The sequence below is a fragment of the Variovorax sp. P1_H2 genome, assembly GCF_056405295.1.
This window is the reverse complement of sequence record NZ_JBFUCJ010000038.1, coordinates 32683-53987: the sequence shown is the minus strand read 5'-3', so window position 1 is coordinate 53987 and position 21305 is coordinate 32683. Positions and strand designations below refer to the sequence as shown.

Genomic DNA, 21305 nt, shown 5'->3' with positions numbered 1-21305 from the left:
GATCTGGGTCGACAGCCGAGCGCCCTTGGTGCCGATCGGGTCCTTGATGACCTGCACCAGCAGCGACTGGCCCTCGAACACCTGCTTCTCGATCGGCACCATGGCGCCGCCGTTGCGATGGTCGCGCTCGGGCGCCTGCGTGCTCGGCCGCGAACCCGGCGTGAAAGGCGCCACGATGTCGGCCACGTGCAGGAAAGCCGTGCGGTCGAGGCCGATGTCGATGAAGGCCGACTGCATGCCCGGCAGCACGCGCGACACCTTGCCCAGGTAGACGTTGCCGACCAGCCCGCGTTCCAGCGTGCGCTCCACATGGAGTTCCTGCACGGCGCCGTGCTCGACCAGCGCGACGCGGGTCTCTTGGGGGGACCAGTTGATCAGGATGTCTTGCATGTTGCTCTAGATCTCGAAGCCGGCCTGGCGCAGCAACGCCGCAGTCTCGAACATCGGGAGTCCCATGATGCCCGAATGCGAGCCGCTGATGTGTTCGATGAAGGCCGCGGCACGGCCCTGGATGGCATAGGCCCCGGCCTTGCCGAGGGGTTCGCCGCCGGCGACATAGGCAGCGATCTGCGCCGGGCCGATCGCCGCGAAGCGGACGTGCGAGACGTTCAGCGCGGCCAGCCGCCGGTCGCCATGCTGCAATGCGATGGCGGTCATCACACGGTGCGTGCGGCCCGCCAGCAGCGCCAGCATGCGCTCGGCATCGGCGCCGTCCTCCGGCTTGCCGAGGATCGTGCGGCCGATCGCCACGGTGGTGTCGGCACACAGGATCGGAGCCGCCAACAGGCCGCGGCGCTCGCGCCGCAACACGGCGGCATCGAGCTTCAAGGCCGTGACGCGCTGCACGTAGGCGGTGGGCGATTCGCCGTGCTGCACGGCCTCGAGCGACTCGGTGTCCTCGTCGGCCATGGCCAGCAGCAGTTCATGCGACACACCGAGTTGCCCGAGCAGCTGGGCGCGGCGCGGACTCTGCGATGCGAGGTAGATGAAACGGAAATCGGCGCTCACGGGAGTACCTTCGTGCTTCGCACTGCGGTGCGAGCGCCTTCGGGCGGCCGGGCGGCGCTCATAAGGCAACCTCCGTGCTGCGCACTGCGGTGCGAGCGCCTTCGGGCGGCCGGGCGGCGCTCATTCGCGGTGGTACGGATGGCCGGCATTGACCGACCACGCGCGGTACAGCTGCTCGACGAGCAGCACGCGCGCCATCGCATGCGGCAGGGTCAGGTCGGACAGCCGGATGCGCTCGTGCGCAACGGCCTTGAACGCGGGATCGAGCCCGTCGGGCCCGCCGATCACCAGCGCGACGTCATCGCCCTCGCCTTGCCAGGCCTGCAGGCGCGCAGCCAGCGCCTTGGTGGTCAGCGCCGTGCCGCGCTCGTCGAGGACGACGATGCGCATGCCCTTGGCGATCGCCGCCTCGATGCGCTCCCGCTCGGCGGCATACAGCGTTTCGAGGGTCTTGGAGCCGCGCGGCTCGGTCTTGACCGCGCGCAGTTCGAGCTTGAGTTCGGGCGGGAAGCGCTTGGCGTAGTCGTCCCAGGCGGTCTGCGCCCAGTCGGGCATGCGTTGCCCGACCGCGACCACCAGCAGCTTCATGACCTCGACGAGGTCGTCTTGCGTGCGGCCTTCTTCGCTGCGGGAGCGGCCTTCTTCGCGGCCGCCTTCTTGGCCGGCGCCTTGTTGACCACCACGGTCTTCACCGGCGTCTTGGCCCCGGCGGTCTTGCGCGCCGCGATCTTCTTGGCCGCGGGCTTCTGCTTCTCGAGCTTGGCGGCCTGCTCGGCGGAGCGGATCGCGGTCTTGGCGGCGCTGGAGCGGCGCAGCGAGGTGGGCGCCTTCTTGGCGGCAGGCGCTTTCTCTTCGCTGGCCTGGACAGCGGCCACCGGCTTGGCGGCGCCGAGCCTGGTGCGCACCGGCTTGTCGCCCCAGATCTCCTCGAGGTGATAGTAGCGGCGGATGGCAGGCTGCATGATGTGCGCCACGGCCGCACCGCAGTCGACGATGATCCACTCGCCGTTGGCCTCACCCTCCACCCGCGGCTTGTGGAAGCCGGCATCGCGCACCGCATCGCGCACGCTGGAGGCCAGCGCCTTGGTCTGGCGGTTGGAGGTGCCCGAAGCGACGATCACGCGTTCGAACAGGGGCGAGAGATGTTCGGTGTCGAAAACCTGGATGTCCTGCGCCTTGACGTCCTCGAGCCCGTCGACGATGGCCCTCTGGAGTTTCTGGATGTCTTTTTTTGCGGCGGCTTCAGTGGTCATCAGGCGGGTCGGTAGAGGTGGTGTCTGTCAATATAGCGTGCAACCGCCGTCGGAACCAGACCACGGAGGTCCTCGCCACGCGCAGCGCGCGCCCGGATATCGGTCGCGCTGGTGTCCATCGGCTGGATTTGGAGTTGCTCGAATCGCGCGCCGGACGGCAGGGGTGCCAGCATTCCGGGATCGAATGGGCCGGAGGGGCCCGTGGCAGTTGCGCGATTTGCTACCGAAATTATAGCGGTCGCGAGAATCGCCTCGAAACCGTGCCAGCGCGGCAGCGACAAGGCCTGGTCGGCCCCCACGATCAGAACCAGTTGAGCGCCGGGCAGGTCCTGCTGCAGTTCCCGCAGCGTGTCCAGCGTGTAGGTCGGGCCGGGACGCAGGATCTCGCGGGCGTCGACCATCACGCCGGGGATGCCGTCGAAAGCCAGTCGCGCCATGGCGAGACGGTCGTCGGCAGCGCTGAGCGTACGTTCCTTGTGCCACGCCTGCCCGGTCGGAAAGATGCGCAGCTCGGCCAGGCCCAGCTGCGCCAGCGCCGCCCGCACCAGGGCCACGTGCGCGTCGTGCGGTGGATCGAAGGCCCCGCCGAAGACACCGACGCGCGGTGGACTCAGAGCCATTCGCGCCGGATGATGAAGTCGCTGTACAGCGACGCCTCGGGGCTGCCCGGCTCGGGCTCCTGGCGATAGGCCCAGCTGGCCAGCGGCGGCATCGACAGCAGGATCGATTCGGTGCGTCCGCGCGACTGCAAGCCGAAGTGCGTGCCGCGGTCCCAGACCAGGTTGAACTCGACATAGCGGCCACGCCGGTAGAGCTGGAAGGCGCGCTCGCGCTCGCCATACGGCATGTCGCGGCGCCGCTCGACGATCGGCAGGTAGGCCGGCAGGAAGGCATCGCCGACCGAGCGCAGCAGCGCGAAGCTCTGTTCGAAGCCTCCCTCGGAAAAATCGTCGAAGAAGATGCCGCCGACACCGCGCTGCTCGTTGCGATGCTTCAAGGTGAAGTAGTCGTCGCACCAGGTCTTGAAGCGCGGGTACTTGTCATCGCCGAAAGGCGCCAGCGCATCGCGGCAGCCGCGATGGAAATGCACCGCGTCTTCCTCGAAGCCGTAGCACGGCGTCAGGTCCATGCCGCCGCCGAACCAGCAGACCGGCGCGGAATCCTTCGGCAGCGCGGCCAGCATGCGGACGTTCATGTGGACGATCGGCACGTAGGGATTGCGCGGATGGAAGACCAGCGACACGCCCATCGCCTCGAACGGTGCGCCGGCGAGTTCGGGCCGGTGCTGGGTCGCCGAGGGCGGCAGGCGCGGCCCGCGCACCTGCGAGAAACCGCAACCGGCCCGCTCGAACAGCGCGCCGCCCTCGAGGATGCAGGTCAGGCCGCTGCCCTGCAGCGGCTCGCCGGCTTCCTTCTGCCAGGGGTCGCGAACGCAGCGGCCGCCATCGGCCGCCTCGATCGCTTCGACGATGCGCTGCTGCAGGCCGCGCAGGTAGGCCGCCACCGCTTCCGGACGGGCCTCACCGGTGTCTGCGCTGCCTGGCATCAGGCCTGGGGGCCGCGTGCGTGGACCGCGCGGTGCCCGATGTCCTTGCGGTACTGGGCGCCGTCGAACTGGATGCGCGCCGCCACCGCGTAGGCGCGCTGCTGCGCCAGCTTGACGCTGTCGGCCAGCACCGTGACGCACAGCACGCGACCGCCGCTGGTGGTGAGCTCGCCGCCATCGAGCGTGGTGCCCGCATGGAACACCACGGCGTCGGGCGCCTCGGGCGGAATGCCGCTGATGCGGTCGCCCTTGCGCGGCGCCAGCGGATAGCCGTGGGCGGCCATCACGACGCCGAGCGCGACACGGCGGTCCCACTCGAGCTCGACCTGGTCGAGCGTGCCGTCGGTCGCGTGCCAGAAGACTTCGAACAGGTCGGACTTGAGGCGCAGCATGATCGGCTGCGTCTCCGGGTCGCCCATGCGGCAGTTGAACTCCAGCGTCTTCGGATGGCCCTTGGCGTCGATCATGAGGCCGGCGTAGAGGAAGCCGGTGTAGGGAATGCCATCCTTCTCCATGCCGCGGATGGTCGGCAGGATGATCTCGCGCATCGCCCGCGCATGGACCTCGGCCGTGACAACCGGCGCCGGCGAGTAAGCGCCCATGCCACCGGTGTTGGGTCCCTCGTCGCCGTCCAGCAGGCGCTTGTGGTCCTGGCTGGTGGCGAGCGCCGTGACGTTCTTGCCGTCGCACAGCACGATGAAGCTGGCCTCCTCGCCCGTGAGGAACTCCTCGATCACGACCCGCGCGCCGCCCTCGTTGTGCGAGACGCCGAACTTGTTGTCGAGCAGCATGAAGTYGATCGCCTCGTGCGCCTCGGCCAGCGTGGTGGCGACCACCACGCCCTTGCCGGCCGCCAGCCCGTCGGCCTTGACCACGATCGGCGCGCCCTTGACGTCGACGTAGGCATGGGCCGCCGCGGCGTCGGTGAAGGCCTCGTATTCGGCGGTCGGAATCGCGTGGCGCTTCATGAAGGCCTTCGAGAAGGCCTTGGAGCTTTCGAGCTGCGCCGCGGCCTGGGTCGGCCCGAAGATGCGCAGGCCGTGGGCGCGGAACTCGTCGACCACGCCGGCCGCCAGCGGCGCCTCGGGGCCGACCACGGTCAAGCCGATTTTTTCCTTCTGGGCCCAGGCCCGGAGCTCGGCCGGCGCCGTGATGTCCACGCATTCGTAGCGCGCGTCGGAACGCGTGCCGCCGTTGCCCGGCGCCACGCAGACCCGGCTGACGCGGTCGGACTGCGCCAGACGCCACGCCAGTGCGTGCTCTCGGCCGCCGCCCCCAATCACCAGTACCTTCATTCGCGGGCTTTCGTTCGCCGGGCCGTCATTCGGACAACGCGGCGTTGTGATAGACGTCCTGCACGTCGTCCAGGTCTTCCAGGACGTCGAGCAGCTTCTGCATGCGGGCGGCTTCTTCGCCCGCGAGCTCGATGGTGTTCTCGGCCCGCATCGTGACCTCGGCCACCTCGGGCTTGAGGCCCGCGGCCTCGAGGGCGTTCTTGACGGCCTCGAAATCAGCGACCGCGGTCAGCACCTCGATCGCGCCGTCGTCGTCGGCGACGACGTCCTCGGCACCGGCCTCGAGCGCCACTTCCATGACCTTGTCCTCGCTGGTGCCGGGCCCGAAGACGAACTGGCCGCAATGCTTGAACTGGAAGGCCACCGAGCCTTCGGTGCCCATGTTGCCGCCATGCTTGGAAAAGGCATGGCGCACTTCGGCGACGGTGCGCACGCGGTTGTCGGTCATGGTGTCGACGATGATGGCGGCGCCTCCGATGCCGTAGCCCTCGTAGCGGATCTCCTCGTAGTTGACGCCTTCGAGGTTGCCGGTGGCCTTGTCGATGTTGCGCTTGATGGTGTCGATCGGCAGGTTGACCGCCTTGGCTTTCTCGACCGCCAGCCGCAGCCGCGGATTGGCGCCCAGGTCGCCGCCGCCGGTGCGCGCGGCGACCATGATTTCACGGATGGCGCGGGTCCAGAGCTTGCCGCGCTTTTCGTCCTGACGGCCCTTCCGGTGCTGAATGTTCGCCCATTTGCTATGTCCGGCCATGGCTCTATCTCTCGCAATATTGTGTTTTCAATCCAGGCAGCGAGTTTACTGTCCGGCGGGCGCAACTGCCGGGTCCGTCCGACAGGAGCGCCGATGCCTTTTTGGGATAATCCCCGCTTGATGCGCCTCCTGCGCGACCCATTTCCCAGCCCACGCGCATGAACAATCCCCCGACGATTCCCGAATCCGCTCTGCCCGCGAGGGAAACTTGCGACGTGCTCGTGATCGGCGGGGGTGCCACCCACCCGCACCCGACCTGCCATGCCTGGCAGCGGCGGCGGCGCAACATCCGAGATCTCGGGCCGCTCGCCGGCGAAAACACCGTCGAGGCCCAATGACCGCACGAATCCCTCTTGGCGCACCGCCGCTGCGCGTGCAGCGCCTCAGCCTGACCGACAGCCTGGCCCTCGCGGCCGGCGCCGTTGCCCCTTTCGGTGCGCTCGGCTACGGCACGCCCCATGGCCTGGCCTGGATGCCGACCGTGAACGCACGCGTACTGACCGGCGGCGCCGCGATGGCCGATGTCTGGCATGCCGGCGAGCACGTCGAGTCGGGCACCACCGGCGTGGTGCGCTGGCGCAGCGACGGCCACTGGACGCTCGGCGCCATCGACCTCGACGAGAGCGTCGAGCGGACCGGCGTCGCTGCGCTGGCGGAGCGCGCTTACCGCGATCTGTTCGCTGCGCTGGATGAAACCGGCTGCAGCCATCTGCTTCGGATCTGGAACTACCTGCCGCAGATCAACGGCGATGGCGGCGGCATGGAGCGCTACCGGCAGTTCAACACCGGCCGGCAGCAGGCCTTCGTCGATGCCGGGCAGTCCGCCTTCGACGGCGCCCCGGCCGCCTGCGCCCTCGGCATCCACCAGGGCGCGCTGAGCATCCGCTTCCTGGCCGGCCATACGGCTGCGCTCGCGGTCGAGAACCCGCGCCAGGTCTCCGCCTACCGCTACCCGCCTGCCTACGGGCCGCGGGCGCCGACCTTCTCGCGCGCAGCACTGGCCGAGATCGGCGGCGGCGATGTCGCGCTCTTCATCTCGGGCACGGCGAGCATCGTCGGCCACGAGACCATGCATGTGGGCGAACTGCTGCCCCAGGTACACGAGACGCTGCGCAACCTTGCCTCCGTGATTGCGGCGGCCAACGCGCGCACCAGCGCCAGCTTCGACCTGGCGGCGCTCGACTGCGTGGTCTACGTGCGCCATGCCGCGGACGCCCCCCGGGTGCGGCAGGCCCTCGAAGAGGCGCTGGGCCCGGCAGCGCACACGGTGAGCCATGCGGTCTACCTCGAAGCCGACATCTGCCGCCAGGACCTGCTGGTGGAGATCGAGGCCCATTCGGTCGCACCCGGCGCACTGCGCGCCTGACGGTCCGGGCCTTTCATGAACCGGCTGCTTCGCCTGGGACTCTCGATCCCGTTCGCGCTGCCGCTGTACGCGCTGCTGCTGCTGCTCGGCGCCATCTCGCTGGTCTGGAACGTTCTTGCAATGCTGCTCTATCCGCTGCTGCCGGAAGCCACCGGCCGCGCACTCGGCCGCAGCGTGATCGCCCGCGCCTACCGGGTCTTCTGGGCCGCCGCCTCGTTCAGCGGCATGATGCGCATCGAGGCCGACTGCCTCGATGCCCTGCGCGACGAGCGCGGGCTGATCTTCGTCGCCAACCATCCGACCATGCTCGATGCCCTGCTGCTGGTGGCGCGCCTGCCGCGCAGCGCCTGCATCATGAAGGCCGACCTGATGCGCAACATCTTCCTCGGCGCGGGCGCCCGGCTGGCGCGCTACATCCGCAACGACTCGGCGCGCACGATGGTGCGGCTGGCGGTCGACGACCTGCGCAGCGGCGGCCAGCTGGTGATCTTCCCCGAGGGCACGCGCACCGTGACGCCGCCGCTGAACACCTTCAGGCCGGGCGTCACGCTGATCGCCAAGCTGGCCCAGGCACCGATCCAGACCGTCTTCATCGACACCGATACGCCGTACCTGGGCAAGGGCTGGCCCCTGTGGCGCGTGCCGCCGCTGCCGATCGTGTTCCGCCTGAGCCTGGGCCAGCGCTTCGCGCCGTCGCAAGACAGCAACGCGCTGCTGCAGCAGATCGAACTCTATTACCGCCAATCCATGGAACAGCGCGCCCCCGAAGCGCGGCCCGCATGCCAGACGTCTCGCGCACCCACCTTGTCCTGATCCCGAGCTACAACACGGGCGAACGCCTGTTCTCCACGGTCAAGGCGGCACGCGCGCAATGGAATCCTGTGTGGGTGGTGGTGGACGGCAGCACCGACGGCACCGGAGAGCGGCTGCAGCGGATGGCCGAGGACGACCCCGGCCTGCGTGTCTGGCTCCTGCCGCACAACCAGGGCAAGGGTGCGGCGGTGCTGCGCGGACTGCGCGAGGCGCAGCAAGCCGGCTACACCCATGCGCTGACGATGGATTCCGATGGCCAGCACCCGGCGGACTTGATCCCGGCCTTCATGCGAGCCTCGCAGGATCGGCCCGAGACGATGGTGCTCGGGCGCCCGGTCTTCGATGCCAGTGCGCCGCTGCTGCGGGTGCGTGGGCGACGCGTCTCCAACGGCTGGACCCAGCTCGAGACGCTGTTCGCGGGCATCGGCGACTCGCTCTACGGCTTCCGCGTGTACCCGGTGGCGGACCTGATCGCGGTCATGGCGCGGCAACCGTGGATGCGGCGCTTCGACTTCGACACCGAGGCTGTCGTGCGCCTGGCCTGGCGCGGCGTCAAGCCGGTCAACATCGATGCGCCGGTGAAGTACCTCACTGCCGAGGAAGGCGGTGTCTCGCACTTTCGCTACGGGCGCGACAACCTGCTGCTGACCTGGATGCACACGCGGCTGATGGTGGAGTTCGTGCTGCGGCTGCCTGGGTTGGTGTTTCGCAAGCTGCGGCGGGCGCCGCCGTTTCAGCGTTGATCTGAACGGCATGGGCGTCGGTGGCGGGCGGTATGCCCTGGGCCGGCCGACGTCACCGCTGGCCCGTACCGCGTGCCGAGCGCGCCGGTCCCCCGAGGACAGCCGCCTAAATCATCCCGCCATTGATAGAAATCACCTGCCCCGTGATGTAGGCCGCCTCGTCACTGGCCAGGAACCCGGCCAGCGACGCAACTTCATCGGGCGTCCCAGCGCGCTTCGCAGGCACCATCTGATTGATCATCGCGGCGTCGAACACCCCATCCGCCATCGGCGAAGCGATGATCCCCGGCGCGATCGCATTGACGGTCACGCCGCGCGCCGCGACTTCGAGCGACAGCGCCTTGGTCGCGCTGTTGAGACCCCCCTTGGCCGCCGCGTAGTTGACCTGCCCGCGATTGCCCGTCAACGACGCCACCGACGAGATGTTCAGGATGCGCCCCCAGCGCGTGCGCAGCATCGGCAGCAGCAACGGCTGCGTCACGCGGAAGAAGCCGTTGAGCGAGACATCGATCACCTTGTGCCATTGCTCGGGCCGCATGCCCGGCAGCACCGCGTCGTCGTGCACGCCGGCGTTGTTGACGATGACCTGCACCGGCCCGCCCTCGAGCAGGCGCTGGCAGGCCGCCTGCGCGGCCTCGTCGCTGCGCAGGTCGAAGACCACGCACTCGGCCTTGCCGCCGGCGGCAGCGATGGTCGCGGCCAGTTGCTCGACCGACTCGGGCCGCGAGTTGGCGTGCAGCAGCACGCTGGCGCCGTCGCGCGCCAGGCGCTGGGCAATCGCCGCGCCCAAGGCGCCGCTGGCGCCGGTGATCAGGGCGCGTTTTCCGATGAGACTCATGCGTTGCTTTCCATGGCGAGCGGGGTGTTCAGGACGACGACGGCGCGGCCTTCGGCCAGGGCGCGGCCGGCGGCATCCCTGACCGCGAATTGATAGAGGATCTGGCTCACATCGCCCGTGAGCCGCTGGGCATGCACGTGCAGTTCGCCGTCGATGTCGTCGATGCGCGCCACGCTCAGCCGCACGTTGCGGGCGCTGGCCAGGAAACCGGCCGAGGGCTCGCTGCCCTCCGGCGCCAGCAAGCCGCCATGCAGCGCCATCGCCTGCGCCGCATATTCGATCAGGTTGGGCGACATCAATCCCGAGGCGGTGCGCAGCGGGTTGTCCGGATGCGCATGCGTGGCGGTCGTGCAATGGATCGCCTGCTCGTCCCACGAGGCGAGCCGATCGAGCAGGCACATGGTGCCGCTGTGGGGAATGCGCCGGGCGATGCCGGCGCGGTCGAGGGTCTGGGGTGCGGTCATTCGGCTTCCTTGATATCGGCCACCAGCAGCACGTTGGCGAAGGGCGTGCCCGCGCTCATCGGAATGCTGCGGACTGTGAATCCCAGGCGCTCCAGCAGCGCCATCCAGGCGTCGAGCGGGCGGCCCCAGGTCGGCGACACGCGATGGCCCCGAATCCGCGTCACCGTGCGGTCGACCCACTGGCTGATCGCGAAGCCGCGGCGGCTGGCGGCATCGCCGACGCGCAGCAGCAGGCGTCCACCCGGCTGCAGGGCCTCGCGCACGCGGCGCAGCACGCCCTCTTGCGCGTCGAGGTCGACGTAGTGAAGCACGTCGAGGATCACGACCAGGTCGCTGGGCGGCAGCTCGGCCCTGCACATGTCGGCACAGAGGAACTCCGGCGCCGGCTGCAGGTGTCCGATCGAGGCCTGGGCGCGCGCCACGTCCTTCGGCATCAGCTCGATGCCGGTGTAGCGGACGGAAGCCGGCGCCGCGGCCCAGGATGCGGGCCATGCGCCGGGCCGCGACTGCATCGTCTCGAGCGTCGCCAGAAGACTCGCGAACAGCCCCTGTCCGCAGCCGATGTCGACCACGCGGCGCCGGTGCACACCGATCAGGCCGCGTTCGATCAGTCCGCGAAAGACCGGATCGCGCCCCAGCTTGCCGCGCGCGAAGTGCCAGGCGAACTTGCCGGCCTGGCGGTACGGCGCGGTCGCGTGCGCGTGGATCTGGCGCCATGCGGCGTCCGTGGACACGGCGCCTGTCATGCGGCCAGGGCCTCGGGCAGCGTCACGGCGCGCAGGCCGTCGGTCCGTAGGCGCGCGAGCAGCGGCGGCAGAACCTCCAGCACCACGGCGCGCCCGTTGTCCGTTCGCGCGGCATGGCCGTCGTGCAGCAGCAGGATGTCGCCGGCCCTCAGGTCCTGCGTGAGTCGCGCCAGCACGGTGGCGGCGCTGCGCTCGCGGGTGTCGAAACCGCGCCGCGTCCAGCTGACCAGGCACAGGCCCAGCCGATGCAGCACCGGCGCCAGGAAGGGGTTGCGCAACCCGGCCGGTGCCCGGAAGCAACTCGGCCGCTCGCCGGTGACGTCGAACAGCAATTGCTGGGCACGCGAGATCTCGGCCTCGAAGCCGCGCGGCCCGAGCAGCGAGAAATTGTGACGATGCCGTGCCGTGTGGTTCTGGATGCTGTGGCCGCGGGCCACGATCTCGCGCGCCAGCGCCGGATGCGCGGCCACGCGCTCGGCGATGCAGAAGAAGGTGGCGCGCTGCCCGTGCGCGTCGAGCAGGTCGAGCACCTGCGGCGTGACCTCCGGATCGGGGCCGTCGTCGATCGTGATCGCGACCTCGCGCCGCGCCTCGGCGGCCGGCGGCAGCCGCGTCAGGTTCGGCCCCAGCAGGCTGCTGCGCGGCGTCAGGCCGGCGGCGGTGATCAGCACGTGGTTCAGCAGCACGGCGCCGATGGCCCAGGGGATGGCACCGGGCACGGTCAAGGCGACTGCGAGGGCCAGCAGGTGCCAGCCGACGCTGGCACGCACCAGCGGCGGCCAGGGCCAGGAGCCGGAACGAAGGGCGGGAACGACGGAAGTCATGGTGCCGATTTTCCCATCAGCGACGGCCTCCTCCGGCCGGTGCCGGGGCACGCGCGAAAGCCGCCGACAGCAGCAGTGCCAGCAGCGCGCCGGGCGCCACCACGCGGCCGATCGAGGACAGGGCCGGGATGTCGGAAATCGCGATCAACGTGAAGGACACCACGGTCGTCAGATTGGCCAGCATCAGCGAAGCCAGCGTGTCCTCGTCGGCGCGGCCGGTTTCGCGCAGCTGGTCGAAGAACAGCGCGTAATTCGACCCGACTGCCACGATCAGCAGCAGTCCGACCAGATGCAGGATGCCGAGCGGCACCTGCAGGGCCGCCATGCCGCCGAGCGTGAGCACCACCGCCACCACCAGCGGCAGGCAGACCGCCAGCAGGCGGCGTCCCGATCGCAGCCAGAGGGCCAGCAGCACCACCACCGCCAGGGCCCCCAGCATGACCTGCATGAAAGCCTCGCGCAGATAGCGCTTGTAGAGCCCGGACAGCTCGTCGCCGACGTTGACCACCTGGACGTCGGACAGGCCGTCGAGCGCTGCGGACAGCCGTTTGGGGTCGAAGCCGGCCCCGGGATGCAGCGAGATCAGCGTCGACCAGCCGCCACCGGCGCGCTCGAACATCAGCGCGCCGACCACCGCGTCCAGCGGCGTTCCCTGCAGGTCGGCGCGCCGGATCGCCGGCTGGGTCTTGGCCGCCTGGACATCGGCGATGAAGGGCTCCAGYCGCGAGGCCGGCAGCGGCAGGCCGTGGGTGGCTTCGACGAGGCGGCCGCGCAGGGTCGCGGCATCGGGCAGGCTCGCGATGCGCGCCGCCTGCGCCGCCTCGCTCGGCAGCACGCGGGTGACGATCTCGAAGCCGGCCAGTTCGCCCTTGTCGACCAATGCATCGAGGCGCTGGCCTGCCGCTTCGGTGCTGCGCAGGCTGGCCTGGACGTCGGCGCCGCGGACCACGATCAGCGTGCCGCCGTCGCTGGCGCCGATGTCCTCGCGCAGCTCGGCGTCGAGCGCCTGCATCGCCTTGGGCACCGGACTCATCGCGCCCAGGTCGGCGCGCCACAGGTAACCGCCCTGCCACAGCACCAGGCCCAGCGCCGCCACGCCGAGGCCCGAGAGCAGCCAGCGCAGGCGCGGCAGCCCGCGCACCAGGAAGCCCGCCAGCAGCGCCATCTGGCGCCGCATACCCATGCCAGTGGCGCCATCCGGCGCCAGCACGGGCAGCACATGGCGCGCCACCAGCGCCGCCGCGATCAGGCCCGCGATCGAGAACACGCCGAGCTGCGCCAGTCCCGGGAAACCCGAAAACACCAGGGCCGCGAAACCGCAGACCGAGGTCAGCAGGCCGAGGCGCACCGTGGGCCAATGGATGTCGCGCCAGCGCTGCCAGCCGGTGCCGGCGACGGCGGCGCCGCGCGCCTGGATCAGGTAGTAGATCGCGTAGTCGACGGTCTCKCCGATCAGCGTGCTGCCGAAGCCCATCGTCAGGCCGTGGACCTCGCCGAAGACCAGGCTCACCGCCGCCGTGCCGCCGACCACGCCGGTGGCCACCGGCAGCAGCGCGATCACCAGCGCCCGCGGCGAGGCGAAGGCCAGCAGCAGCAAGGCGCCCATCACGATCCCGCCGACCACGGCCAGGTGGATGGCCTCGGACTTGATCTGGTCGCGGCTCTGCACCGAGAACACCGGGGCCCCGGTCATCTCGAGCTTCGGGCCGGCGCCGGCCATGTCGCGCGTGGCGGCATCGAAGGCGCCTTGCACCGTTGCAATCGCCTGGGCGATGGCGTCGAGGTCGCTGCCCGCGGCGTGGCTGGTGGCCAGGATCAACGCCCGCGGCGTGCTGCGCGACACCCAGACGCCCTCCTCGCTGCGCGGCGAGCTTGCCGGAATCAGGCCTTCGGCAATGCGCTGCGTCTCGCCGGTCGGATCGCGCTCCAGCAACGGCTTGAGCGCATTGCCCGCCGGCGTGCCGAGCATCGACAGGCTGTCGACGATCGCGTCGCGCAGGCCGTTGGCGGTGAAGCGCTCGGGGGTCAGCTCGGGCGACAACAGATAGCGGTGGTCGAAGACCCAGGGGCCGGTGTCCTTCCAGTCGCTGGCGTCACCGTTCTGGACCAGGTCGAACAGCCTGCTCCGGCGCATCGCGCCGGCCACCGCCCGCGACACCGCCGCGCGCTGCGCCGCATCGCGGCCGCCCTCGATGCCGATGAAGATCGTGCGCGAGGCGATGCCGCTTTGGAGCTGCTCGATCAGCACCTGCTGGCGCGCGTCGGGGCTGGCCGGGAGAAAGGCCGACAGGTCGGCGCTGAAGTGCGTGCGGGCGATCAGCGCGATGCCGGCGGCCAGCGCCAGCAGCCAGAGGCCGAGGGTCAGCGCAACGCGGCGGCGACCGGGTGCGGCGGCGCCTCGGGTCACGGGGCGGAGCGGGTGGACGTCGAGGCGGCAGCGCCGGCGCCGCGTTCGGGCGTGATGCGCATCACCGAGCGATCGCCGCCGATGAACTCCATGTCGATCCCCAGCACCTCGCCGCCGCGGCCGCTGAGGCGCATCGAGCGCACCTGGGCTGCCAGGCGCGGGTCGATCGGCTCCAGGTCCAGGGTCCAGCCGCCGGCGGAGCCCGACAGCGTGCTGCGGAAATAGCGCTGCAGGCCCTGGGCGTTGCCGCTGAGGGTGCCGCGCAGGGCTTCGACCATGCCGAGCAGCTCGGGCATGCTGTCCAGGGCCAGCGTGCGGGTGCGGCCGCTGCGCGACAGGGTCAGCGTGTTGCCTTCGACGCTCATCGTCTCCGGCCGCGGCGACAGCGTGCGGCGCATCAGCCGATCCGGAGCGGTGAAGCTCAGCACGCCGCTGGCGTCCAGCGGGCCCTCGAGGCCGCGAACGAAACGCTGTTCAGTGAATCGCGCCTCGCCGCTCTTCTGCTGCGCCAGCAGGCCCATCAGTTCAGGCAGGTCGAAGGCCCAGGCGGACGCATTGAGGAAGGCACCCAGCGCCAGGGCCGCGAGCATCGCCCTGCCCCAGCGTTCAATGCGGATCTTCGAGCCAGAAATCATGAAAGTTGAACCAGTTGTACGGGTAGGCGCGGCACAGGGCCTCGAGCCGCGCCACATAGGCTTCGAGCGCAGCGCGGATACGCCGTTCCCGCTCGGCGGGGTCGCTCACGCGCTCGCTGAAGTCGGCCAGCGGCTCGAACAGCACATCGTAGCGGGCGCCGCCCACGTACAGGCCCGCCATGAAGAAGACCTTGCGTCGCAGCAAGGCGGCCAGCCGGAAAGGCCCGTCGTTGAACAGCGCCGGCTGGCCTAGGAAGGAGACCTCGATGCTGCTGCCGCGCTGCTGGCCCGCTTCTTCGGGCCCGGCCAGCGTGCGGTCGGCCAGCAGCCCCGCGAGGCCACCGCCATCGAGCCAGTCGCGCAGCGCCAGCATCGAGTGCGGCCGGCCGAGGGCGATGACGTGCGGCCGAAGCTCGGGCAGGCTGATGGCATTCAGCACGGCGTTGATCTGCTGCGCGTTGTCGGGGTACATGAGCATCGCCGGCCGCAGGTCGGCCGGATCGGGGGCGCGGTGCTTGCAGGCCCCCAGCGCCTCGAAGCTGCCGACGTGCGCGCCGAGCAGGAAGGCGCCGCGGCCGGCTTTCACCTCGACCTCGACCGGCGTGTTGCCGTAAACGCGGATGTCGAACAGGTCCATCCGCCCGCGAAGGAAGTAGAGCCGGTCGAGCACGGTAGAGGCGAAGGCATGCAGCAGTCGATAGCCGTCGGCCCAGCCGGCCTTGGGGCCGATGGCCCGGAACAGGTAGCGCTTGATGTGTCGCCGCGGGGTCGGCGAGAACAACAGGAAGTAGAGCGAGATCGGGTGCAGGATCAGTCGCGTCAGCGGCCGCCCGCACAGGATCGCGATCGCACAGATGATGCGCAGCGCCAGCAGGTTGCTGCGCTCCGGCGCGCGCGACCAGTCGGCTCTTCGGCTCATGAGGCAAGCTCCGTGCTTCGCACCGCGGTATTCGCCTTGGGAGCGGCCCTCATGAACCCGCGCCAGGCACCCAGCGTCCACTGACCGCCACCATGTCGCCGCAGCGGACCTCGAATTTCAGGCCGCGCGAGGCGCCGGTCTCCGGCAGCAGGTCGATCACGAGGCTGCTGCCCGGGCGCACGGGCGCCAGGAACTTGGCCGCGGCCAGCGTCGGCTCGGCGCCGATGCGCGCCGCCAGCGCCGGCACGCCGCGCACGGCTTCCAGCACTTCCGACAGCAGCAGCGCGCCCGGCAGCAGCGGCTGGCCGGGAAAGTGGCCGGCAAAGGCCGGGTGGTCGGCCGGCACCTCGCGCGTGACCTGCACCGGCGTGCCGTCGGCAGCCAGCTGCGCCAAGGCGAACTCGCGCAACGCGCGCGCCGTCAGCTTGCCCGTGCCCTCGCGCGGGAAGGCCGCCACGTGAACCACGCGGCGCGGCACGAACACCGCCTCGACCCGTTCGCGAAGCGCCGCGATGATGGCGTGGGCATCCAGCTGGGGGGCCACCACGAAGGCCACCGGCCGCACGACGCCGTCGGCCACCTCGTCGGGCAGCCAGAAGGCGCCGTCCTCGACGCCGGGGATGCTGTTGAGGTGATGGTTCAGGTAGCCCAGCGAACTGCGCCGCCCAGCGACGTGGATCAGGTCGTTGGCACGGCCGAGCAGGCGAAAGCGCCGGTCGTCCACCAGTTCCAGAATGTCGGCCATGGGCGTCGGTTCCGGGATGAAATCACCCGAGAAGACAAAGCGCTCGGCGCCGCCCGCGTCATGCTCCGCATGCACGCGGATCTCGCCGAAGGTCTCCCAGACCTCGCCCTGCGTCGGCCGGCGGGTGGCGACCTGGCCCGATTCGGTGCTGCCGTAGATCTCGATCAGCACGCCCCCCATGGCCTGCTCGGCCTGGGCCGCCAACTGCGGCGACAGCGGCGCGGTGGCCGACAGGATCAGGTCCACCGGCGGCAGCGCGATGCCCGACAGCAACAGCGTCTTGAGATGGAAGGGCGTGGTCACGAGCGCCCGCGGCTGCGGCACCGAGGCCAGCGCCTCGGCCACGTCGGCGGGGAAGAAGGGCCGGCCGCTGTCGAAGGCGGCGCCGCCCAGCAGCGCCAGCAGCACCGAGGATTCGATCCCGTAACTGTGCTGCACCGGCACCGTGGCGACCAGCGTCAGGCCGGCCAGCGTGGGCCGATCGAGCAGAGCGGCCAGCCGATCGACCGCGGCCTTGACGTCGCCGACCAGGGTGCCCCAGGTCTTGGCGTGCGGCTGCGGCGCACCGGTCGAGCCCGAGGTCAGCAGGCTCACCGCGTGCATGCCGGCAGCGATGGCCGGCAGAGACGGCTCGGGCCCACCGGCAACGGGCGGACGGTCCTCGATCAGAACGCGCGGCAGGCCCGGGGTCTCGAGCTTCGGGTCGTCGATCACCGCATAGGCCGGATCACCCGCCTCGTGCAGCCGCGCCAGCGTGTCGGGACGCGCATCCGGGGGCAGCAGGCTCGCTTCGCCGCGCACCAGGGCCGCCGCCAGCCCGACCGCGAAGGCATAGCGGTCGACGCACAGGTTGACGACCGGGCCGCCGGGCAGCAGCTCAGGGGCGAAACGCGCCACGTCGGCGAGGAACTCGCGCGCGCTCACCGGTGTTCCGGCACGCCATGCGAGGGGCTGGTCGAGATCGCGTTGGGCCAGCAGCGGCAGGAAGGATTCGAGGCTCAAGGGATTCGTCAATTCAGCGCCGCGCGGTGTGATCCGCCGACGCACCATAGAAGGCGCGCACCGCATCGATCAGGCGGGTGCGCTCGAATTCGGGATGCAGCCGATAGCGCAGCAGGTACTCGCCGACGAACAGGCCGGCCACCATGAGCGGCGTCAGCAGGTTGGCCAGCACCGACCAGGCGGCGAACGAGAAGCGGGCATAGACCGCGATCGAGGCCACCACCATCAAGGCGAAATAGAGTGTCCAGACCCATGTGACCTGGGCGGTATAGACGCGCATGGCCGGCGACAGCGGATGCACGCGCTGGGCGAACTGGCCGATCAGCGACAGCCGGTCGCCGCGCAGCGTGCCGCCGAACCAGCCGCACAGCAACGCGTTGATGCCGGCATGCTGCAGCACGTAGAGTCGATTCGGATCGCCGGCCTCGCCAAGCAGCACCAGCGCGAACACCGCCACGCCGGCCAGTCCGGCCAGCGACAGCCCCCAGCTGCCGAAGCGGCTGCCTGCGAGACCCAGCGCGGTCAGCCACAGCGGTCCGAGCAGCACCACCACGGCCCAGGGCTCGGCCGCGTGGTAGAGCATCATCCAGTGCGAGACACAGGCATAGCCGACACCCGCCAGCAGCAGGAGCGCCATGCGCCAACGCGACATCGGTCAGGAAGTGCCGCGGTGCGCCGCGACATGCGCCGCCAGACTGCGCAGCGACTCGAAGATCTGCTGGTTGCGCTCGTCGTCGGAGCGCAGCTGGAAGCCGTACTTGCGAGACACCTCCAGCGCGACTTCCAGGATGTCGATCGAATCGAGCCCGAGCCCTTCGCCGTACAGCGGTGCCGTCGGCACGATGTCGGCCGGCGCCACCTCGAGGTTGAGCGACTCGACCAGGAGGACAGCCAATTCATTCTCGAGGGGTGACTGTTCGGAGGCGTCGCCAGCGGCGGGAACGGGGGATTGGGCAGTCGATGACAAAGGAGAACTCCGGGGTGCTTGTGGGAATTGTCGCAAGGGGTAAGCAAAAGATCCCCGGGGGGACCGGAGGAAGCTTCGCATGGGGTCGCGATTATAGGAGGCCGGCTTCGATAGACTGAGCCCCTTCGAACGACCGGAAACTCCCATGGCCGACCCTCTTCTCATCGCCCGCCACGGCAGCATCGACTGCAGCTTGCTGCCGGGGCTGACCAACCGACACGGGCTGATCACCGGCGCCACCGGCACCGGCAAGACCGTCACCCTCCAGACCATCGCCGAGAAGCTCTCGTCGATCGGCGTACCGGTGTTCATGGCCGACGTCAAGGGCGACCTCACCGGCACCAGCCAGCCGGGCAGCATCGGCGCGAAGATGGGCGCCACGCTGAAGGAGCGCGGGCTCGACCTGCCGCCGCCCCTGGCCTGCCCCGTCACGCTGTGGGACGTGTTCGGCGAGCAGGGCCACCCGGTGCGCGCTACCGTGTCCGACATGGGCCCGCTGCTGCTGGGCCGGATGCTCAACCTGAACGAAACGCAGTCGGGCGTGCTGAACCTGGTGTTCAAGATCGCCGACGACAACGGCCTGCTGCTGCTCGATCTCAAGGACCTGCGCGCGATGCTGCAGCACGTCGGCGAGAACGCCAGCCAGTTCACGACCGAGTACGGCAACATCAGCGCCGCCAGCGTCGGCGCGATCCAGCGCGGCCTGTTGTCGATCGAAAGCCAGGGCGGCGACAAGTTCTTCGGCGAGCCGATGCTCAACATCGCCGACTTCATGCAGTCCGTGGACGGCAAGGGGGTGATCAACATCCTGGCGGCCGACAAGCTGATGAACTCGCCGCGGCTCTACGCCACCTTCCTGCTGTGGATGCTGTCCGAGCTGTTCGAGCAGCTGCCGGAAATCGGCGACCCGGAGCAACCCAAGCTGGTGTTCTTCTTCGACGAGGCCCATCTGCTCTTCAACGAAGCGCCCAAGGCGCTGGTCGAACGCATCGAACTGGTGGTGCGGCTGGTGCGCTCCAAGGGCGTGGGCGTGTTCTTCGTCACCCAGAACCCGCTGGACATCCCGGATTCGGTGCTGGCCCAGCTCGGCAACAGGGTGCAACATGCGTTGCGGGCCTTCACGCCGCGCGACCAGAAGGCGGTCAAGTCGACCGCGACGACGATGCGGCAGAAGCCCGGGCTGGACATCGAGGCGGCGATCACCGAGCTCGCGGTCGGCGAGGCGCTGGTGAGCTTCCTCGACGACAAGGGCCGGCCCAGCGTCACCGAGCGGGTTTACGTGCTGCCGCCTGGCAGCCAGATCGGGCCGATCACGCCGGCCCAGCGGCAGGCGCTGATCGCGAATTCGCTGGTGGCCGGCGTCTACGAGAAATCGGTCGACCGCGAGTCGGCCTACGAGAAGCTCAAGGGCCGTGCCGCGACCGCCCCCGACGCACCGGCCGCCGCGGGCAAGCCCGGCGCTGCGGCGCCGCAGGAATCCGGCGGCGTGATGGGCAGCCTCAACGAGATCCTGTTCGGCTCGACCGGCCCGCGCGGCGGCAAGCACGACGGCCTCGCCCAGACGATGGCGAAGTCGGCCGTGCGGACCATGGGCACCACGGTCGGGCGCGAGATCCTGCGCGGCGTGCTCGGCGGCATCTTCGGATCGAAGACTCGACGCTAGCCAGACTGCCGCCAACGGCTCACCATCGCAGCAGCCGGGGCCCGATCAGGGCACCGGCCACCACCGGCAGTGCGATGCCGGCCACGTACCAGATCGCGATGTAGGGCGCCGCCAGCTCGGGGCAATGGAAGGCGTAGACCATCGCGCCGGCACCACCGGCCAGCGCGCCGGCCGCCGCGCCCGCCAGCGCCGGCCGGGTCGGCGCCAACCCCTTCAGCGCCCACAGCAAGCCCGCGAACATCGGCAGCGAAACCGCGGCGATGTCGAGGGCACAGGTGCGCCACGTTTGTCCCCAGACCAGCGCCGCACGGTCCTGCGCCGGCGCCGAGAGCAGCGCCAGCAGGGCCAGCACCCAGATCACGAGCACCGGCGCCGCGAGCCCCAGCCAGGCGCCCCGCACCCGCGCACCGGGACGCGCCAGCCGCTGCAAGACCACGAAGCCGGCCAGCGCGATGCCGGTGCCGAACAGCAGCCGGACCCAGAACATCGGCCAGAACATGGCCTCGATCAGGTCGCGCCGCACACCGTACGCCAGCAGCATCCAGCCGACGGACAAGGGCAGGCAGATCGCCAGCGCCACCAGCAGCCGGCGCGAGACCGCGCGCCGCGGCACCGGCGCGGCGTCCGCGGCCAGCAGGGCCACCAGTTGGTCGGTCTTCATCGCGCCTCCCTGATCTTCTGCGCCAGCGCCTTCAGGCCGCGATGGACGCCGACCTTGACCGCCGATTCCGACATGCCGGTGAGGCGCGCCGTCTCGGCCACCGACAGCCCTTCGAGCTTGGTGTGAACGATCGGCAGGCGGTGGCGGTCCGGCAGCGTGGCCAGCAGGCCGGCCAGGTCGCGCCGGGCGTCGCTGGCCTCGGTGTCCGAGGCGGCGAACACCGCCAGTTCGTCGTCCAGCGGATCGTGCAGCGCCTCGCGGCCGGCGCGGGCGCGCAGCAGGTCGATCATCTTGTAGCGCGCGATCGCATGCACCCAGGCGGTCAGGGGCTGGTCGGGCTGGTAGGTGTGGCGCTGGTTGTGCATGGCAAGAAGGCATTCCTGGACCAGGTCCTCGACCTCGTCGGGCCAGCCGAACAGGCGCCGGCCCAGGAACGCGCGCAAGTGCGAGGCGAGTTGCTCCAGAAAGCTGCGATAGGCGGCGGCGTCGCCGGCGAGCCCGCGCACGAACAGCGCGTGCAGCCGCAGCTCCGCTTCGCTTTTCGCCATCGGGCTTTCCTTGCTCATTCGTGCGCCGGCAGCGACCGGTTACAGGCGCCGCCAAAAAAAGAAAACCGCCGGATTGTGCCGTGATGGCGAAGCCGGACCGCAGGCGGCGGC

24 protein-coding genes and 1 pseudogene are annotated in these 21305 nt (G+C 70.1%); 5 read left to right on the top strand and 20 right to left on the bottom strand.

The genetic code is table 11. The annotated features are described in order from the left end of the window. The 8 genes and pseudogenes from AC1D2E_RS15520 to AC1D2E_RS15485 form a co-directional block, all read right to left on the bottom strand. Positions 1–390: pseudogene (locus AC1D2E_RS15520) on the bottom strand (ribonuclease E/G); the annotation flags it as partial. A gap of 6 nt (positions 391–396) precedes the next feature. Beyond that, positions 397–1008, bottom strand: coding sequence for a Maf family protein (locus AC1D2E_RS15515; protein ID WP_478198202.1), 612 nt, complete (start codon positions 1006–1008; stop codon positions 397–399). Positions 1009–1128: 120 nt separating this feature from the next. Next, positions 1129–1596, bottom strand: a complete 468-nt coding sequence (rlmH, locus tag AC1D2E_RS15510) for a 23S rRNA (pseudouridine(1915)-N(3))-methyltransferase RlmH (protein ID WP_478198201.1) — start codon at positions 1594–1596, stop codon at positions 1129–1131. After that, a complete protein-coding gene (rsfS, locus tag AC1D2E_RS15505; RefSeq protein ID WP_478198200.1) occupies positions 1593–2261 on the bottom strand; it encodes a ribosome silencing factor in 669 nt (222 codons plus the stop codon). The genes rlmH and rsfS overlap by 4 nt, the downstream gene beginning before the upstream one ends. Next, positions 2261–2881, bottom strand: a complete 621-nt coding sequence (nadD, locus tag AC1D2E_RS15500; RefSeq protein ID WP_478198199.1) for a nicotinate (nicotinamide) nucleotide adenylyltransferase — start codon at positions 2879–2881, stop codon at positions 2261–2263. Before nadD ends, rsfS begins: the two co-directional genes overlap by 1 nt. Then, positions 2872–3807, bottom strand: coding sequence for an oxygen-dependent coproporphyrinogen oxidase (gene hemF, locus AC1D2E_RS15495; protein ID WP_478198198.1), 936 nt, complete (start codon positions 3805–3807; stop codon positions 2872–2874). The genes nadD and hemF overlap by 10 nt, the downstream gene beginning before the upstream one ends. Beyond that, positions 3807–5102 carry a phosphoribosylamine--glycine ligase gene (gene purD, locus AC1D2E_RS15490; protein WP_478198197.1) on the bottom strand — a complete coding sequence of 432 codons (1296 nt, stop codon included), beginning with the start codon at positions 5100–5102 and terminating at the stop codon, positions 3807–3809. The genes hemF and purD overlap by 1 nt, the downstream gene beginning before the upstream one ends. Positions 5103–5127: 25 nt before the next feature. Further along, positions 5128–5853, bottom strand: a complete 726-nt coding sequence (locus AC1D2E_RS15485; protein ID WP_478174175.1) for a YebC/PmpR family DNA-binding transcriptional regulator — start codon at positions 5851–5853, stop codon at positions 5128–5130. 158 nt (positions 5854–6011) lie between these two features. Between AC1D2E_RS15485 and AC1D2E_RS15480 the strand changes: the two genes are divergently transcribed. From AC1D2E_RS15480 to AC1D2E_RS15465, 4 genes are read left to right on the top strand one after another with little or no spacing between them, the layout of a single operon-like run. Continuing rightward, on the top strand, positions 6012–6191 hold the full coding sequence (locus AC1D2E_RS15480) for a hypothetical protein (RefSeq protein WP_478198196.1): 180 nt from the start codon (positions 6012–6014) through the stop codon (positions 6189–6191). Then, the gene (locus AC1D2E_RS15475) at positions 6188–7219 is read left to right on the top strand and encodes a chorismate transformation FkbO/Hyg5 family protein (RefSeq protein WP_478198195.1); all 1032 of its coding nucleotides are present in this window, start codon (positions 6188–6190) and stop codon (positions 7217–7219) included. The genes AC1D2E_RS15480 and AC1D2E_RS15475 overlap by 4 nt, the downstream gene beginning before the upstream one ends. Positions 7220–7234: 15 nt before the next feature. Then, positions 7235–8032: a lysophospholipid acyltransferase family protein gene (locus tag AC1D2E_RS15470; RefSeq protein WP_478174178.1), complete on the top strand. Its 798-nt coding sequence runs from the start codon at positions 7235–7237 to the stop codon at positions 8030–8032. Next, positions 7999–8775, top strand: a complete 777-nt coding sequence (locus tag AC1D2E_RS15465) for a glycosyltransferase family 2 protein (protein WP_478198194.1) — start codon at positions 7999–8001, stop codon at positions 8773–8775. The genes AC1D2E_RS15470 and AC1D2E_RS15465 overlap by 34 nt, the downstream gene beginning before the upstream one ends. Positions 8776–8881: 106 nt before the next feature. Here AC1D2E_RS15465 and fabG read toward each other — a convergent pair whose 3' ends face one another. Genes fabG through AC1D2E_RS15415 form a run of 10 tightly spaced genes read right to left on the bottom strand, consistent with a single transcriptional unit; the run spans position 8882 to position 18322 of the window. After that, positions 8882–9613, bottom strand: a complete 732-nt coding sequence (gene fabG, locus AC1D2E_RS15460) for a 3-oxoacyl-ACP reductase FabG (RefSeq protein ID WP_478198193.1) — start codon at positions 9611–9613, stop codon at positions 8882–8884. Then, positions 9610–10077, bottom strand: a complete 468-nt coding sequence (locus AC1D2E_RS15455; protein ID WP_478198192.1) for a hotdog family protein — start codon at positions 10075–10077, stop codon at positions 9610–9612. Before AC1D2E_RS15455 ends, fabG begins: the two co-directional genes overlap by 4 nt. Continuing rightward, entirely contained in the window at positions 10074–10823 is a 750-nt protein-coding gene (locus tag AC1D2E_RS15450) for a class I SAM-dependent methyltransferase (RefSeq protein ID WP_478198191.1), read from the bottom strand. The genes AC1D2E_RS15455 and AC1D2E_RS15450 overlap by 4 nt, the downstream gene beginning before the upstream one ends. Continuing rightward, the gene (locus tag AC1D2E_RS15445; protein WP_478198190.1) at positions 10820–11647 is read right to left on the bottom strand and encodes a polysaccharide deacetylase family protein; all 828 of its coding nucleotides are present in this window, start codon (positions 11645–11647) and stop codon (positions 10820–10822) included. Before AC1D2E_RS15445 ends, AC1D2E_RS15450 begins: the two co-directional genes overlap by 4 nt. A 16-nt stretch (positions 11648–11663) precedes the next feature. Beyond that, a complete protein-coding gene (locus AC1D2E_RS15440; RefSeq protein WP_478198189.1) occupies positions 11664–14054 on the bottom strand; it encodes an MMPL family transporter in 2391 nt (796 codons plus the stop codon). After that, positions 14051–14689, bottom strand: a complete 639-nt coding sequence (locus tag AC1D2E_RS15435) for a LolA-related protein (RefSeq protein ID WP_478198188.1) — start codon at positions 14687–14689, stop codon at positions 14051–14053. Before AC1D2E_RS15435 ends, AC1D2E_RS15440 begins: the two co-directional genes overlap by 4 nt. Then, the gene (locus tag AC1D2E_RS15430) at positions 14661–15608 is read right to left on the bottom strand and encodes an acyl-CoA synthetase (protein ID WP_478174186.1); all 948 of its coding nucleotides are present in this window, start codon (positions 15606–15608) and stop codon (positions 14661–14663) included. Before AC1D2E_RS15430 ends, AC1D2E_RS15435 begins: the two co-directional genes overlap by 29 nt. Before the next feature lie 49 nt (positions 15609–15657). Next, positions 15658–17355: an AMP-binding protein gene (locus AC1D2E_RS15425; RefSeq protein WP_478198187.1), complete on the bottom strand. Its 1698-nt coding sequence runs from the start codon at positions 17353–17355 to the stop codon at positions 15658–15660. 13 nt (positions 17356–17368) lie between these two features. Further along, positions 17369–18007 (bottom strand): COG4648 family protein, encoded by a 639-nt coding sequence (locus AC1D2E_RS15420; RefSeq protein ID WP_478198186.1) that lies wholly within the window; start codon positions 18005–18007, stop codon positions 17369–17371. A gap of 3 nt (positions 18008–18010) precedes the next feature. Next, positions 18011–18322: a phosphopantetheine-binding protein gene (locus tag AC1D2E_RS15415; RefSeq protein ID WP_286504364.1), complete on the bottom strand. Its 312-nt coding sequence runs from the start codon at positions 18320–18322 to the stop codon at positions 18011–18013. 145 nt (positions 18323–18467) lie between these two features. Between AC1D2E_RS15415 and AC1D2E_RS15410 the strand changes: the two genes are divergently transcribed. Further along, entirely contained in the window at positions 18468–19985 is a 1518-nt protein-coding gene (locus AC1D2E_RS15410; protein ID WP_478174189.1) for a helicase HerA-like domain-containing protein, read from the top strand. Between the two features lie 19 nt (positions 19986–20004). Here the strand turns inward: AC1D2E_RS15410 and AC1D2E_RS15405 are convergent, their stop codons facing one another. Together AC1D2E_RS15405 and AC1D2E_RS15400 are read right to left on the bottom strand one after the other, a co-directional pair. Beyond that, positions 20005–20646: a DUF1109 domain-containing protein gene (locus tag AC1D2E_RS15405; RefSeq protein WP_478198185.1), complete on the bottom strand. Its 642-nt coding sequence runs from the start codon at positions 20644–20646 to the stop codon at positions 20005–20007. After that, positions 20643–21194 carry a sigma-70 family RNA polymerase sigma factor gene (locus tag AC1D2E_RS15400; RefSeq protein WP_478198184.1) on the bottom strand — a complete coding sequence of 184 codons (552 nt, stop codon included), beginning with the start codon at positions 21192–21194 and terminating at the stop codon, positions 20643–20645. Before AC1D2E_RS15400 ends, AC1D2E_RS15405 begins: the two co-directional genes overlap by 4 nt. Positions 21195–21305: the final 111 nt, after the last annotated feature.